Here is a 17679-nt window from a genome sequence, read left to right as displayed (position 1 = left end):
ACAGTCCGTTTAAGAAACAACAATATCCAGCAACAAATTTATGACCTTGTTAACTCCATGTTCTGAAAATGGGTGTCTTTCGCACAAAACAGGAGCCCTCGATTATTTCGAGGGCTTTTTGTTTAATAGTTCTTCTAATCGAATAATTTCATCTCTGTATTGAGCAGCAAGTATAAAATCCAGTTCTTTTGCTGCTTTTTGCATTTCCTTTTTTGTTTTATCTATAGTTTTCTGCAAAGCTTCTTTACTCATGTAGCCAACTACAGGATCGGCAGCAATATCTTTCCCTTCGGGTTCAACGTAAGCTTTTGCTTTACCTTTTAAAACATTTGTATTTTGCTTGTTTATTTGAGTAGGAGTGATGTTGTTTTCTTCATTGTACTTAAGCTGTTTCAACCTCCTGTAATTAGTGCTATCAATAGTTGCCTGCATACTTTTGGTAATTTTATCCGCATACATGATAACTTTTCCGTTCAAATTTCGGGCTGCTCGTCCTGCTGTTTGGGTAAGTGATCGTTCAGATCGCAAGAAACCTTCTTTATCAGCATCAAGAATAGCAACCAGAGATACTTCTGGTAAATCTAATCCCTCTCTTAAAAGGTTAACTCCAACCAGTACATCTAATGTTCCTGCCCGAAGGTTTTCCATTATCTTTACACGCTCTAAAGTGTCAACATCAGAATGAATATATTCGCAATTAACAGATACTCGGTTTAAGTATTTAGTTAATTCTTCAGCCATCCGTTTTGTTAAGGTAGTTACAAGAGTACGCTCATTTTTCTCAATTCTTTCCTGTATTTCATTAATGAGGTCGTCAATTTGATTTAAGCTTGGTCGGATATCGATGACGGGGTCAATTAGTCCGGTTGGACGAATTAGTTGTTCAACAATAACACCTTCAGATTTTTCTAACTCATAATCAGCAGGGGTTGCACTAACATAAATAACTTGATTAACTAATTGTTCGAATTCCTCAAATCTAAGCGGTCTGTTGTCCATTGCAGCGGGTAATCTGAATCCATATTCAACCAGGTTTTGTTTTCTTGATTTATCGCCACCATACATGGCTCTGATTTGAGGAATAGTTACGTGGCTTTCATCAATTATGGTTAGGAAATCTTCAGGAAAATAGTCGAGTAGGCAGAAGGGACGAGTTCCTTCTTTTCTACCATCAAAATATCTGGAGTAATTTTCTATTCCAGGACAATACCCAAGTTCTCGAATCATTTCAAGATCGTAATTAACTCTTTCATCAAGTCTTTTTGCCTCCTGCTTCTTACCATTTTCTCTCAGGAATGATAAGTGTTGAACTAAATCATCCTGAATTTCTTTAATGGCTTGTTGGGTTTTTGCCTTTGAGGTAATAAATATATTAGCAGGATAGATAACTGTTGAATCTAGTGATTCGATTTTTGCTCCGCTGTCAGGATTGAAAGTTTCAATTTCTTCAATTTCATCTCCCCAGAAAATAACTCGGAATGCATAATCTGAATAGGCAAGGAAAATTTCAACAGTGTCACCTTTTACGCGGAAATTTCCTCTTTCAAACATTACTTCGTTTCTGGAGTATAGACTGTCCACTAATTGGCGTAAAAAAGCATTTCTGGTTATCTGATCTCCAACTTTAAGATATATGACACCTTCATGAAAGTCTTCCGGATTTCCTATTCCATATAAACAAGAAACAGAAGACACTACAATTACATCCCGTCTTCCTGATAGTAACGCAGACGTTGCACTGAGTCGTAGTTTTTCAATTTCATCATTTATTGAAAGATCCTTTTCAATATAAGTGTCTGTCACGGGAAGGTATGCCTCTGGTTGGTAATAATCGTAATAGGAAACAAAATATTCAACTGCATTATCAGGAAAGAAGGTTTTAAACTCACCATAAAGCTGTGCAGCAAGTGTTTTATTATGTGATAGAATTAAAGTAGGTCTTTGAGTTTCTTTAATAACATTAGCCATGGTAAAGGTTTTACCTGACCCTGTAACTCCTAAAAGTGTTTGATGCTTGGCGTTATTAGATATTCCCTCTTTTAGGGCAATAATAGCTTGAGGTTGATCTCCTGTAGGAGAGAAGTCTGCCGTAATTTTAAAATCCATTCTTTCAGTCTTGATTTGGTCAAATTTAAGAAAAGATAAAGAATGGTAACAAAAAAGAGCCGCAAGTGCAGCTCTTTAAATATTTTTATCTTCTTCTAAGTGATTTTCGTCGTTTGTTTATCGATTTGAGATTTTTCCTCGAAGAAGTACTCATTTGTCGTCTTGTTTTTAGGTAAGCTTTTCTGTTGTATTTAGGTTCGTTTTTCCATTTACTATCTTTGAGTAGGAAAGAAACGCCAATTGTTGCTGTATAATAAAAATCGGATGCATCTGTCGGGTGAACTGCTACAATGTTATCGGGAGTGCCGCTATACCATTCTTTATGTCCGTCAACCATATCAGTAAAAGGTAATGTTGCAGTGTATTCTGCATTTACACTAATTACAGAATTAACCCAGTAGGATAAACCTAAGCCTCCTGACACAGCTGGCGCAATTCCTGAAACGTGATGTCTCAATGTGTTGGGATCAAATCCTGCAGGACCATACCATGTTTTTGTATTGTAATAAACTAAACCAAACTGTCCGATCATATATGGACTAAAAGATCTCTGTTTAAAATAACCTAATGCCAAGTCTAATGGTTTGAACTTTAGTCCAACCATAAAATCAGCATAGTAATTTTCAAAATAGGTATACAATACATCCGTGTCGGTATAGTTTTGTTCACCCTTCATATTTCCACCCATCAATTGAATCCGGGCAGATAAAAATGGTAACAACTCTTTTTCAGCAGCACCTCCCAATGAATAACTGGTTCTGGATTGATCAACTAAATCACCATAAAACATGTTAATACCCGCCCGTGGCGTAAGGTGCACTCCATCCCATAATGTTGATCTGCGTCTTCGTTGAGCTGATGCTTGACTGACAAAAGCAAACACAGTTAGTGTTAGGATGAGATATCGTATTGGTTTCGGCATTCGAATGTGCTTTGAATTTTGAATGTAAAAATGTGAAAAAGTTTGTTATTAGAAAAATCAATTTTTTGTAAAAAGCATAAAAATGGCATTTCTAAGCTAAAAACTTTATAGATTATCAATTTTTAATAGTGAATGTTACGTTCCTTTAGACTTAAATTTAGCCCAAATTGTTACTAAATTTTGATTAAATGTAGTAAACTTCTTGAAAATATAGTCTATCACTAACCAATTATAAATGATTTTAAATTGTTTTTATTTAATTCTGAGTTAAAATTTTTCCCTGCGGAGGTATATAAGAATTCAATTTCCTGTTTGAAATATTCTTCCACTTTCCCTCTAACCACTTTCATTGTACTATTTATTAATTTATTATCTTCAGTAAATGCTTCAGGTAAAATAACTGATGTAGATGGCATCCATCTTGTAGGGAAAGTTAATTCAGGTGAAGTTGAATTTTTTACTTGGTCAATTTCGTTTTTCAGTATATCAAGAATTTCCTGAATAGTATCTGAATTTTCTATTGACTTATTATATTGTTTCAACCATAATTGAATTTTCTCTTTATTAGGCACAATTAAACCTGTGGTGTAAGGACTTTGATTATTGTGTAAAACAAACTGGTCGATAAACTGACAGTGATCTATTATAGCCTCCTCAATTCCTTCAGGGCTATATTTTTCTCCATCAGCACCAATTAGCAGGCTTTTGAAGCGACCTAAAACATATAAATAATTTTCTGAATCCAGATATCCTAAATCACCGGTAAATAACCAACCTTCTTTTATTGTTTCTTCAGTAGCATCAGGGTTTTTCCAGTAACCTTTCATAACATTTTCACCCTTGATAACGATTTCTCCTTTTTCACCAATTGGAAGTTCATTTCCTTCTTCATCGCAAATTTTTATTTCCAGGTCATTCACAACTTTTCCAGATGAACCAAGTTTGTGAAATTTGGGAGTATTAGCAGAAATAATAGGTGAGGCTTCACTTAATCCATAACCTTGGTACATTGGCATACCAATGGCATAAAAGAATCGCTGAAGTTCAATATCTAATAAGGCCCCTCCACCAATAAAATATTGTAGTTGACCTCCAAATTTTTCTTTTATCTTATTAAAGAGAATACTTTTAAAAATAGAATAGATTGGTTTCGTTAAAATCTTAAGGCCTTTACCTGCATTATCGCCTGTTCCATTATACCAATAAGCAAATTTCAATCCGTTTTTAAATAAAATTGTCGCAATATTTCCTTTTGCTTCAATCCCTTTTTCTATGTTTTTTTTGAAATTTTTAGCTAATGCAGGAACACTCATTAATATTTCGGGTTTGACTTCCATCATATTATTGACGAAATTTTTTAGTGTTTCGTGCTGATTACGACCAATCTGAACAGATGCTATTGAGGCTCCCTTATGCATAAAAGAGTATAAGGCTGCAGTGTGAGCGAAAGCGTGATCCCATGGTAAAACAACCAATGTTTTGTAATGCTGAGGAATTTCTATGTAACTAAATGCCTGCTCAATATTAGCGGTATAATTTCTTTGAGATAATATTATGCCTTTAGGGTCTGCAGTTGTTCCAGATGTATAACAGATATTTCCAAAAGTATCAGGTGTTACTTTTTGAATGGCTTCGTTTAAAGCATTTGGTTTTTCAGTATCAAATTCCTTCGCTTTAGTGTATAGTGTGTTAATGCTTATTTCATTTTCCTCCAGATTCTCTATTGAATCAAGTATAATGTACCTTTTTACATTAACTAATTGATCCTTAATTAATCTGATTTTGGGTAATTGGTTCTTTGATACAATGATTATTTCAGACTCTGAATGGTTTAATCTGAAAATAAGATCAGTATCAGCCTCAAGTTTCGTAGAAAGTGGAACGTTTATGGCTCCAATGTGAAAGATTGCTAATTCGCTAACTAACCATAATCTTCTGCCTTCTGACAAAAGAGCTAAACGGTCTCCATTTTGAATGCCTAAAGATAATAATCCATTAGCAAAGGTGTAAACTTCCTTTTTTATTTCCTGATAGCTGTAATTTTTAAAAGAATCATCTTCTTTTTCCCATACAAAGGTATTATTTGGATAGTTTTTGACAGTTTCTTCAAAAAAATCAATAATTGTTTTCATAATATCTTGTTGGATTTGTATTAATAACCTCTCTTAGTTCTTTAAAATGAAGGTTTTTTGCTATTGATTGCTGATTGAATTTTGTTATTTTATAACTGCTAAAGTACAAAGAATTCTTAAATCTCGTCAAATGTACGATAACGAACACTGATTGTTCGTATATAAACACAATTGATAAATAATTGATAATTCAATTATTTGATAATTTGGTGTTTAAAGATTTGTGGCATAAATATTGATTCATTAACTTAATATGCACATATGTCGTTAAACTTTAACCTAGAATTGTCATGAAGAGATTTATTGTTATTGCACTTGTATTTATGGGGTTAATACAGTTCAGTACTCAGGCTCAGGAAACTAATCAAGAGCAAGATAGTATTGAGTGTTTAAAAAACTATTCACTATACAGTTTATCTTTTAAAAAAAAGATGTATGATTATGCCATGCCAGCATGGCGTGAAATGTTTAAAAATTGCCCTGATGTAACGGTTAGTATATATTCCGATGGAGTAGCCTTGTATAAGCATTACATGAAAAAAGAGAAAGATGCTTCAAGGAAGGAAGCTTATTTGGATAGTATTATGATGGTTTATGACCAAAGAATCAAATATTTTGGTTCTCATCCAAAGTATCCGAAAGGATGGATTTTGGGAAGAAAAGCAATGGATTTGTTAAAGTATCGTAGAAATAATGTAGAGACATTAGAAGAATCTCTTGGATATTTTGAAGAATGTTACGATTCACAAAAACTATCTGTTGAACCATTGGTTGCTTTAAATTGGTTTAATACTACAGCTGCATTGGTTAAGCAAGATAGAGTTAGCCCAGATGAAGCATTGGATGTTTTTATTAAGGTCGATGAAATAGTTAATATTCACATAGAAAATGAAAAGAATCCTGAAAAGCAGGCTTTATTAGCTCAAATTAGTAAAGCTTGCGGTGAGACATTAGCTGGGACAGGATTAAATGATTGCAATCAAATTGAATTGGCCCTGACTCCACGTTATGAGGATATTAAGGATAATCAGGGTGCAATAAATCGTATGTTACAATTAATGAATAATCTTGACTGTACTAATAATGAATTGTTTGCAAAAGCATCTGAACAAAACTATAAACTTAATCCTAACGCCTCAGCTGCCTATTTTTTAGCTAGATATTTCTTAAAACAAGAACAGACAGATAGGGCTATCGAATATTATAATAAGGCAATTGATTTGGTGGAGGTAGATGATTTAAGAGCTAAATATTATTATGAATTGGCATTGCTTACTTTCTCCTATTCAAAAGATGGACCAAAGGCAAGAGAATATGCTGTCAAAGCTATTCAGAATAAGAGTAAATGGGGAATGCCTTACATCTTAATTGGTAATATTTATGCCATGGAAAGTAAAAAGTATGGTTCTAATGATTTCGAACACAGAACTGTGTATTGGGCTGCTATTGATCAATATAAGAAAGCAAAGGCAGTAGATCCTGAGTGTGGTGAAGAAGCTGATAAACAGATTCATGTTTATTCACAATATATTCCAGACAAGGAAACAGGTTTCTTTCAAGGTATTGAAGAGGGGTCGAAATATACTGTTGGCTCCTGGATTAATGTTGAAACAACCGTACGTTACAGATAAAAAATTGCTTCAAATAAATTCATGTTGAATTTTGGATTACGAAATGAGGTTACTTGAAAGTAGCCTCATTTTTTGTTTTTATATATAAATAATAAATACAATTAATAAAAGTGAAAAGGTCATAAGTACATATAAAAATGTATTGTTTAAGGATGGTTTGGAATATGGGTTCTTAAACCTTCCATAGAAACATTATTTTTTATGTGCTTTAATGTTTTAGAATGTGATGCTTTTCTGTTTTTATCTTAAATTTGCAGCACAAACAAATATTCAATTCTAAAATTTCATTCATGGTCCTGTTTTTCAAGGGAAACAATAAGAAAATCTTGGCTGTCGGCACCCAATCCGACTTGTTGGCTGAAGACATTAAGAAACTCGAATGGCTATTTAGCGGGGCAAAGCTTTCTGAAAGTAAAACTTTAGAAGGCTTTTTTGTTGGTCCACGTAAGGAGATGATTACTCCATGGAGCACCAATGCGGTGGAGATTACCCAAAACATGGGAATCAGTGGAATTCTTCGTATCGAGGAATTTTTCGAGGTGGATTCGGATAAAGCAGAGTTCGACCCTATGCTGCAGGTGTTATACAAAGGATTGGCTCAAGAAATCTTTACGATTGATAAAGAATCTGATCCGATTGTTGAAATTGAAGACGTTGCTGCTTACAACAAAGCTGAAGGCTTGGCATTGAGCGATGACGAAGTTGGCTATCTTGACGGATTAGCTAAGAAATTAGGAAGAAAATTAACCGACAGTGAGGTTTTTGGATTCTCTCAGGTGAATTCAGAACACTGTCGTCATAAAATATTTAATGGTACATTTATCATCGATGGTGAAGAAAAACCAAGTTCTTTATTTAAGCTGATTAAGCGTACTTCTGAAGAAAATCCAAATTATCTGGTTTCGGCTTATAAAGATAACGTTGCGTTTATCGAAGGGCCTAAAGCCATTCAGTTTGCACCCGAAACACAGGATAAACCTGATTTTTTCCAGACTAAAGAAATTGATACGGTTCTTTCTCTTAAGGCCGAAACGCATAACTTCCCAACAACAGTTGAACCTTTTAATGGGGCAGCAACAGGTTCAGGAGGCGAGATTCGCGATCGTTTGGGTGGAGGTAAAGCATCTTTGCCATTGGCAGGTACAGCTGTTTACATGACTTCTTATTCACGTTCAGAAGAAGGAAGAGCTTGGGAGCAAGCCACTGAAGCTCGTCCATGGTTATATCAAACGCCAGAGCAAATACTTATAAAAGCTTCCAACGGTGCCAGTGATTTTGGTAACAAGTTCGGTCAGCCCATGATTTGTGGTTCGGTATTGACTTTTGAGCATTTCGAGAACCAAAAGAAATTTGCCTTCGATAAGGTGATTATGATGGCCGGTGGTATTGGATTTGCTAAAAAATCGGATGCTTTAAAAGATACACCAGAAGCTGGAGATAAAGTTGTGATCCTGGGTGGTGATAACTACCGCATTGGTATGGGTGGTGGTGCTGTATCATCGGTTGCTACCGGTGAATTTGATAACAGCATTGAGTTGAATGCCGTTCAGCGTTCAAACCCTGAAATGCAAAAACGTGCCATGAATGCCATTCGAGCGATGGCTGAAGCTGATGAAAACCCGATTGTGTTAATTCATGACCACGGTGCAGGTGGTCACTTAAACTGTTTGTCGGAGTTGGTTGAAGAAACAGGTGGCACTATTCATCTTGACAAACTTCCTGTTGGTGACCCAACATTATCGGCTAAAGAAATTGCTGGTAACGAGTCGCAGGAAAGAATGGGATTGGTATTAAAAGAAAAAGATATTGAGCGTTTGAAATTGGTTGCTGATCGCGAGCGTTCTCCAATGTATGTGGTTGGAGAAACAACCGGCGATATGAGCTTCGTTTTCAAGGATGATAAAGGAAATGCGCCAATCAACTGGCAACTTTCTGATATGTTCGGTAATCCTCCTAAAACCATCATGACGGACAAAACGGTTGAAGAATCGTTTGCACCTGTTGTATATGATGAATCAAAAATTGAGGAATACCTTAAAAATGTATTGCAATTAGAGGCTGTTGCCTGTAAAGATTGGTTAACCAACAAAGTGGACCGCTCTGTTACTGGTAAAGTGGCTAAGCAACAATGTGCCGGTGAGGTTCAAATCCCATTGAATAACCTTGGTGCAACTACCATCGATTATACAGGTACTTCTGGTTTGGCTACTTCTGTAGGTCATGCACCAGTTGCTGCAATGATCGATCCTGCTGCTGGTTCTGTATTATCTATTGCCGAGTCGTTAACGAACCTTGTTTGGGCACCATTTGCTCACGGTATTAAAGGTGTTTCGTTAAGTGCCAACTGGATGTGGCCTTGTAAGAATGCAGGTGAAGATGCCCGTTTATATAAAGCTGTTGAGGCAGTAAGTGACTTTGCAACAGATTTGGGAATCAATATCCCAACGGGTAAGGATTCACTTTCGATGACTCAGAAATATAAAGACGGAGATGTGGTTTATTCTCCGGGAACCGTTATTATTTCTGCAGCAGCTGAAGTAAGCGACGTGAAAAAGATTGTTGAGCCAGTATTGGTTAAGGATACTGATACGTCAATTATCTACATCGATTTATCGTTCGATAGCCATAAATTAGGTGGTAGTACTTTTGCTCAGGTTGTGAATAAGCTAGGAGCAGAAGCTCCAACTGTAACAGATACTGATTACTTCAAAACTGGTTTGGAAACAATTCAGTCTTTAATTGAAGATGAGTTAATTTTAGCAGGTCATGATATTTCTGCCGGTGGTATGGCAACCGCATTGTTAGAAATGAATTTTGCCAATACCACTCACGGTATTAAAGCTGATTTATCAGATATTGCTGAAGAAGATTTAGTGAAGATTCTATTTGCTGAAAATCCGGGTGTGTTGATTCAGGTGAAAGATGTGGCTAAAGTAACTGCTCTGTTAGAAGAAAAAGAATTAGGTTTCACCGTAATCGGTTCTCCTGTCGAGGAAAGAACTTTAACGATTATTAAAGGAGCTGATACTTTATCATTCAATATTAACGAAATGAGAGACGCATGGTACAAAACTTCGTATTTGTTAGACAGAAGACAAAGTACTGAGAAGTTGGCCAAAGAGCGTTTCGATAATTATAAAAATCAACCTTTACAATTCAACTTTACTGAAGGATTCAGCGGTAAGTTGGCCGATTTAGGTTTGGATGCTGTTCGTAAAGGGAAATCAGGAGTTAAAGCAGCTATCATTCGTGAGAAAGGTGTGAATGGTGATCGTGAGATGGCTTACTCAATGTATTTAGCCGGTTTTGATGTGAAAGATGTTCACATGACCGATTTAATTACAGGCAGAGAAAGATTGGAAGACATTAACTTTATTGTTTTTGTAGGAGGATTCTCAAACTCAGATGTACTGGGTTCTGCTAAAGGATGGGCCGGAGCTTTCCTTTATAACGAAAAAGCAAAAGCTGCATTGGATGCATTCTATGCTCGCGAGGATACCTTGAGTTTAGGTGTTTGTAACGGATGTCAGTTAATGGTTGAGTTGGGTCTTGTTTATCCTGATCACGCCGAAAAACCAACAATGCTGCATAATGAGTCGCATAAGTTCGAATCGAACTTCATAAATATGGACATTGCTAAGAACAATTCAGTAATGTTAAATACCTTGGCAGGAAGTCGCTTAGGTGTTTGGATTGCTCACGGAGAAGGAAAATTCAATATGCCTTATGCAGAGGATCAATATCACATTGCAGGTAAATATTCGTATGATGCATATCCTGCTAATCCAAACGGAAGTGATTTTGCAACCGCGGCAATCTGCTCTAAAGATGGACGTCACTTAGCTATGATGCCTCATTTGGAGAGAGCTATCTTCCCTTGGCAATGGGCACATTACCCAACTGATCGTAAAGCGGATGAGGTAACTCCCTGGATTGAAGCTTTTGTTAATGCCCGTAAGTGGGTGGAAGCAAAGAAATAAATTTACTTACCTTAGTATAGAAAATGGCAATCTTATCAGGTTGCCATTTTTATTAATATAAACTTTCAATCAGATTTTGATAGCATGAAATTACCTGCTTACGTCTTACTTTCAATGAATTTGTAAGCATTCCATTTTCAATAGTAAAGGGCTCTGGCAACAGAGCAAATTTTACTATTTGTTCGTGTATTGGTAATTCGCTTTGTATTTCCTCAATAATTTCTTCAAAATACGTCTGAACCATTTTGTGGGTTATCATTTGATTCACTTCAGAAATAGTTTCTCCTTTTTGCTTAAGCCATTCAGATAATTTCTCATAAGCCGGCACTAATAGGGCTGTAATATAGTGTCGGCTATCTCCAATTATACATGTTTGCTCAATCATTTCACTTTTTGATAAAAGAAGTTCAATTTTTTGAGGTGATATATATTTACCGGTAGATGTTTTTATAATGTCTTTAATACGTTCTGACATATAAAGTTGGTTATTTCCGGTTAGTTGTCCCTGGTCGCCTGTATAATACCATCCATCGATTAATACTTCGTTGGTTTGTTCGGGTTTCTTATAGTAACCTTTAAATATGGTCTCGCCTTTGACAAGAATCATATTGTCTTCCGAAATTTTAACTTCTATTTCTGGCATGATTTCGCCAGTGTAATTAAAATCATATTTATCACTTCGCATGCACGAAACAGTTGCCAATGTTTCTGTTGCACCGTAACCGTAATTTACAAATATGCCCAATGCGTGAAAAAAGCGTTTTAATTCTGGTGTCATGGCCGCGCCCGAACAAGGCATGAATTTAATCTGATTACCAAAGAATTTTCTGATTTTAGAAAATACCAGTTTATCAGCAACAGAGTGTTTAATTGATAACAAGTATGGTGTTTTTATGTCATCTTTTTGATATTCAATGTATTTATGACCAACAGCAATTGACCAGTTGAATATGCTTTTTTTAATAGTACCACCTTCTTCTGATACAGAGATAATACGATCATAGACTTTTTCAAAAAAGCGTGGTACTACACACATTACAGTTGGTTGTACAATCGGAAGCTCTTTTGTAATTTCTTTAGGATCTTTGTTGTAAACGTTCGTTCCACCTGAATATAAAAGAAAATAAGTCCATCCTCGTTCAAAAATGTGGCTTAATGGTAAAAAACATAAGGAAATATCAGTGTCATCAACAGAAAGCCTTTTTTTGTGTATTCTGAATGATGCCATAAAATTGCTGTGATCCAGCATAACACCTTTAGGTTCACCTGTTGTTCCTGAAGTATATATGATGGTAGCTAAATCGCTTGATTGTCCACTGTTTAATCTTTCAGCGAGTTCAGTTTGTGTTCGATTTGAATAATTTGAGTTCATGATTGTCTCCAATTCAATCACACGATCATCCTTTTGCTGAGGACAATTAAAGGTGATGATCAATTCTAACGAGCATGTATCAATATTTAACAGAGGAAGTGCTTTTTGAACTTGTTCTTCATCGCCAATGAATAGTATCTTCATTTCCGTTTCATTGATGATGTATTCGAGTTGTTGTGTAGTTGAGGTGGAGTAGAAGGGAACTATCACACATCGGCAGGATAATATAGCTAAATCTGCAATTGTCCATTGTGGACAGTTATAACTAAATATTCCGATATTATCCTGAATATTAACGCCACAATTTAATAGAAAGGATGCTATAATTTCAGATTGGTTCTTAAATGTTCTCCAGTTAATTGAATGATAAGTATTTTCAATTTTGTACCTGAATACTTCCCTCAGATCATATTTCTCAGCTCTATTACGCAGCATGTGTGCGATATGTTCATCAATCATGTGTTTCCCCTATTTTGTTTCAGGAGAGTGTTTCCATCTTTTGTGAGACCATAACCAGTTTTCCGGTTTTGCAATTATGATTTCCTCCAGTTTTTTGACATAGCGCTTTGTTAACTCTCCATCCTTTAAAGCGCTGGGATTACTACATAAATCTGACAATTCAACGGTATAGAATCCCCTTTTAATTCGTTGAATATTAATATAAATAACAGGGTAGTTATTAGCTTTTGCATGTTTCTCCATCCCATGAAGAAAGGCTGTTCTTTGTCCTAAGAAATCAATCCAGTAGGCATGTTTTAATTGTTTATCCGATGGACTTTGATCGGCAGCCATAAGGTATACGCATGGTTTATTTTTGTTTGCTTCAAATGTTTTTGAAGTTTCGTAAATGGAAACTAATTCAGTTCCGCATCTTGACCTGCTTTTAAGGATTGCTTTATTAATGATTTTATTTCTGATGGGTTTGTAAAATGCGATATATCGGTATGGTGTTTGCACTCCTGCTGATACGCTTCCCCATTCCCAATTATTATAATGGGCTGTAACTCCAATTACGCTTTGACCGTTTTGCAGATATTTATCTAATAATTCCGGGTTAAGAATTGTATGACGTTTTGCGATGGTTGATTTGCGTAAAGTGAATGTTTTAAGACTCTCGGCCAGATTATCAGCCAGGTTTTGATAAGTAAGTTTAATCAGTTCATTTATTTCACTTTCACGTTTATCAGGAAATACTCTTTTAAGGTTTGACTGAATTACTTTTTGCCTGTATTTTATCCAATTTCCTAAAATTATTCTGGTAAAATCAGAAAAAAGATAGAGAATAAAAAATGGCGTTATACCAATAATAGCTATAAAAAAATAGAATAATCCCCCGAATATGACATTCATATATTGATATGAATAAAAATTAAAAGCTTGAATTTAAGTCGCAAAATAATGAATAATCTTCAAAGTAAGATGTCTATTTCTCCCAATTAGACTTATTTCCACTTATATTGCATTTGTTTATACTGTCCTGGCGACATATTAAATTCTTTTTTAAAGCTTTTAATGAAATATGAGCTGCTGTTAAAGCCAACCTGATAAGCAATTTCGGCTATCTGCAAATCTGTTGAAATAAGTTTTATGGCTCCTTCTTTCAAGCGAATGGTTCTGATGAAATCAGATGTTGATTTACCAGTTAAAGCCTTTAGTTTTCTATGTAAGTTACTACGACTCATATTCAGTTCATTACCAAGCTCAATAACTCCAAAAGTTTCGTCGGCCATATTTGTTTTAACAATTTCAAGCGCTTTTGTCACAAATTTCTCATCAATACCACTTGAAGTTACTTCTGATGGAACAATGATAGAATTACCTGTAAACAGTTCCTTTAGTTTCTCCCTGCTATGTAGCAGGTTTTCGATGTATGCAATTAATAAATCAGGGTTGAAGGGTTTTGGAACATAAGCATCTGCTCCAATTGATATACCCTCGATTCTGTTTTCAACTGAACTTTTGGCCGAAAGCAAAATAATCGGTATGTGACTGGTTTGGATATCATTTTTAACTAATTGGCATAATTCAATTCCGTTCAACTTGGGCATCATCACGTCGGTAATTATTAAATCTACTGAACGGTTAACTATTAATTTATGGGCCTGCTCTCCATCATATGCCTTAATAATATTGTAATGATTGCGAAGAATGCTGTTTAAATAATTAATCACTTCTCCATTATCATCGATTATTATTAATGTGTATTTATGTTTTACCTCTTTATAAGGTTCAGAATTGGGTGTTGAGTTGACTGTGGCAAGAGGCACTTCAAAGTGTTTTTGATTGTTATGTGATTCTAGGTCTCTGTTATCGATCACAAAGGGAATGGAAGCAGTAAAAGTAGTTCCAATTCCTTTTTCCGACTTCACATTAAGTGTGCCACCATGTAGCTTTACCAGTGATTTGGCTAATGGAAGCCCAATTCCTGTGCCTGGATTATGTTTATGGATACCTTGATTAAATTGTTTGTATTGTTCGAATACTTTATCCGGATCATCAGTTTGAATACCGGGTCCATCATCAATAACTGCTATTAATAAACAATTGCGATCTTTTTTGTCTAAACATTCTTCAATATCTACTGATAGAATTACTTCGCCATTTTCTTTGCCATATTTAAAAGCATTAGATAGGAGGTTGTATATTACCTTTTCAATAACATCTTCATCAAATTGAATAACAAGGCTTTCAATACTAGTTTTGATTTTGAAATTAATTTGGTGTTCAGTAGCCATATATGAAAAAGCCTGAGCTGACTCTTTTATAAACGAAATAATATCGCCTGTGGTAACATTTAATTCCATTGAGCCGGTTTCAACTTTTCTGAAATCCATCACCTGATTTATTAATCGTAATAAAAGGTTGGTGTTTTTATGCATAATCACAAAGAGCTCCTTGTCATCGTTATTCAGGGTTAGTCTTTTTCGAAGGGCTTCCAATGGGCCGGCAATTAAGGTTAATGGCGTACGGAATTCATGAGATATGTTGGTGAAAAATTGCAGACGCATCTGGTTAAGCTCCTTAATACGCTGACTTTCCATTGATTCAAACTGAAGTTTTCTTTTTAAATCAATCCAAAGAATAGAATAACGAATATAGGCATATATAATAATGCCCAGAGTAAGAAAATAGGCAAGAAAGGCATACCATCTTTTCCACCATGGTGCTAATACTTTTACGTGAAGTATTGTCTCTGAATGACTCCAGATACCATCATTATTGGCAGCTTTAACTCGAAAAATGTAATTACCCGGTTTTAAATTATTGTATTTGGCAATACGGTTTGTAGAATTTTCACTCCAGCTTTCAGAAGAGTTTTCTAACAGGTAGCTATAGGTGTTTTTTTCTGAATAGTAGTTGATGGCCACGAATTCAATTCCAAAATTATTTTGTTTGTGATTTAGTACCAATTCTTTAGTATCAGCAATGTTTTTAGTCAACGGACTATTAGCACTACCTACTTTTACGGGTACATTATTAATCAGTAGGTTGGTCAACTGAACATGAGGAACATAAGCATTTTCTTTTGTAATGTTAGGATTGAAATAATTTAAACCTTTAACACTTCCAGCAAATATCAGATCAGAATCGGTTATCATCAAAGTGTTGAAAGCACTGCCAATCAATCCATCCCGATTATCAAAATTCTGGAAACGTCCGGTTTCTATATCGTATTTTGATATTCCTCCCTGGGTGGCAATCCATATCCGATTGTTGTTATCTTGTTTGATATCATAAACCTGTTCCTGAGCCAATCCATCTTTTATGCCTAGTTCATTAAAAGTACCATTTTGGGGATCGATAATAATGACTCCACCGCCGTTTGTGCCAAGCCACATGTTGCCATCATAACTCTCATTAATGGTTAATATTGCATTCTTGCCAACGCCACTATTGTTGATCTCATCAAATAGCCAGCGCTTATATTGTTTGGTTTGATAGTACCATACGTAAACACCATTGCTGGTTCCAATCCATAAATTGTTTTTAGAGTCAACTTTTAAGCTTAGTATATAATCATTTAAGACATAGCCTAAAGCGGGAAATATTTCTTTTAAAGGTTTGAACTCTTTTGATTGAATATCAAAATTAAAAAGACCATTCCCAAGTGTACCTACCCAAAGCTGGTTAGCTTCCTGTTGGCCGATTGACCATACCGATAAATAAAGTTCTTCATTTTTAGTAGGTTCAATTGGATTGTATGAGTTAAAATTACCGTTTGAAGGGTTGAATAAAGCTAATCCACCACCATAAGTACCCAACCAGATGTTACCTTTTATATCTTCAAACAATCGTTTAATAACATTACTTTTCAGGTTAGAACTTTGTTGAGTATATCTCTTAAATCTTCCGTTATGTATATCAAAAAGGTTTAGGCCTCCACCGTCAGTTCCAATCCAGATTCTATCCTTATTGTCCTGCAGTAATGATATCACAGCATCTTCACTCAGGCTGAAGGGATTATTCGGCTCATTGGTAAAATAGGTAAAGCGGTTTCGGTCCAGATTTAACAATCTGATACCTTTACCTATAGTACCAATCCAATATAATCCGTTTCCATCAACAAATACTGTATAAACGGCTTTGGTATCAAGTCCTCTGAATGCTTTTGCCAGTTCTGTATTGTAGATTACCTGATTATTTGTTTGATCAATCACATAAATACAATCACCATCAATTGAAGCTAATATTTTGCCATCTTGAGATTGAGATAAGGACATAATAATGTTGATATTGTCATTACCATCTTTGTTAAGATTTAGCTTTATATATTGATAATTCTCCTTACTAAATTTATATAAACCCATGTTATTGGTGGCAATCCAGATAAAACCCAATCCATCATCAAGCAAACTGTTAATTTGCATGTTTTCAAAGTCGAAGTGTTTAAATGTCCTGGAATTTTTGTTATACAGACTAAGTCCATTTCCATAGGTCCCCATCCACAGTTCATCATCACTACCATTGCACAATGCAGATATATAATTAATGTAGTTATATTGCCTATGGTTTTGTGGAAAGGCATCAAAAGTTTTTGTCTCTTTATTATAAGAATTTAATCCTCCACCCATTGTTCCAATCCATAACCTGTTTTGATCGTCCATTAATAGGGCACCAATCTGGTTATTTGAGATAGAATAACCTTGGACTGTGTCTACATAAAATGTACTGATTTGTTCAGTGTCGTGATGAAATCTGTTTAATCCGAATTTTGTACCTATCCATATATTTCCTTCTTCGTCTTCTACCAGCGAAGTAATGAAGTTGTCAGAAATAGTGTTGGGTTCATCGTGCTTATGGTAGAAATTAGTTATTTCATATCCATCGTACCTGTTTAATCCATAATAACTTCCAAACCAAATGTAACCTCTGCTGTCCTGTATAATGGAATTAACCGAGTTATTACTAAGCCCATCATCTGTATCCAGACTTTCAAAGCGATACTGTGAAAATTGTGAATAAGCAGATACTGAAAGTATTGATACTAAAAGAAAGGTGATAACGAACCTTCGATTTAATTCATTCATAGATGGTT

General features: G+C 35.2%; 8 protein-coding genes. 2 read left to right on the top strand and 6 right to left on the bottom strand.

All coding sequences use genetic code 11. The features are described from left to right. Positions 1–102: 102 nt before the first annotated feature. The 3 genes from uvrB to ACRD62_RS19445 all read right to left on the bottom strand — a co-directional run bounded on the left by uvrB (position 103) and on the right by ACRD62_RS19445 (position 5160). Positions 103–2106: an excinuclease ABC subunit UvrB gene (gene uvrB / locus ACRD62_RS19455; protein ID WP_430821787.1), complete on the bottom strand. Its 2004-nt coding sequence runs from the start codon at positions 2104–2106 to the stop codon at positions 103–105. Between the two features lie 85 nt (positions 2107–2191). Continuing rightward, entirely contained in the window at positions 2192–3028 is an 837-nt protein-coding gene (locus ACRD62_RS19450; protein ID WP_430821786.1) for a hypothetical protein, read from the bottom strand. 221 nt (positions 3029–3249) lie between these two features. Further along, positions 3250–5160, bottom strand: coding sequence for an AMP-dependent synthetase/ligase (locus tag ACRD62_RS19445; protein WP_430821785.1), 1911 nt, complete (start codon positions 5158–5160; stop codon positions 3250–3252). A 290-nt stretch (positions 5161–5450) separates the two neighbouring features. Between ACRD62_RS19445 and ACRD62_RS19440 the strand changes: the two genes are divergently transcribed. Both ACRD62_RS19440 and purL read left to right on the top strand, forming a co-directional pair. Further along, on the top strand, positions 5451–6791 hold the full coding sequence (locus ACRD62_RS19440; protein WP_430821784.1) for a tetratricopeptide repeat protein: 1341 nt from the start codon (positions 5451–5453) through the stop codon (positions 6789–6791). A gap of 290 nt (positions 6792–7081) precedes the next feature. Next, entirely contained in the window at positions 7082–10771 is a 3690-nt protein-coding gene (purL, locus tag ACRD62_RS19435; protein WP_430821783.1) for a phosphoribosylformylglycinamidine synthase, read from the top strand. 52 nt (positions 10772–10823) lie between these two features. Here purL and ACRD62_RS19430 read toward each other — a convergent pair whose 3' ends face one another. The 3 genes from ACRD62_RS19430 to ACRD62_RS19420 form a co-directional block, all read right to left on the bottom strand. After that, positions 10824–12602, bottom strand: a complete 1779-nt coding sequence (locus ACRD62_RS19430) for an AMP-dependent synthetase/ligase (RefSeq protein ID WP_430821782.1) — start codon at positions 12600–12602, stop codon at positions 10824–10826. A 9-nt stretch (positions 12603–12611) separates the two neighbouring features. Next, the gene (locus tag ACRD62_RS19425; protein WP_430821781.1) at positions 12612–13493 is read right to left on the bottom strand and encodes a lysophospholipid acyltransferase family protein; all 882 of its coding nucleotides are present in this window, start codon (positions 13491–13493) and stop codon (positions 12612–12614) included. Positions 13494–13585: 92 nt separating this feature from the next. Further along, positions 13586–17671 (bottom strand): hybrid sensor histidine kinase/response regulator transcription factor, encoded by a 4086-nt coding sequence (locus ACRD62_RS19420; protein ID WP_430821780.1) that lies wholly within the window; start codon positions 17669–17671, stop codon positions 13586–13588. Positions 17672–17679 lie beyond the last annotated feature (8 nt).

It is taken from the genome of Carboxylicivirga caseinilyticus (assembly GCF_050589785.1).
Taxonomy (GTDB): Bacteria; Bacteroidota; Bacteroidia; order Bacteroidales; family Marinilabiliaceae; genus Carboxylicivirga; species Carboxylicivirga caseinilyticus.
This window is presented reverse-complemented; position numbering and strand designations above follow the sequence as displayed.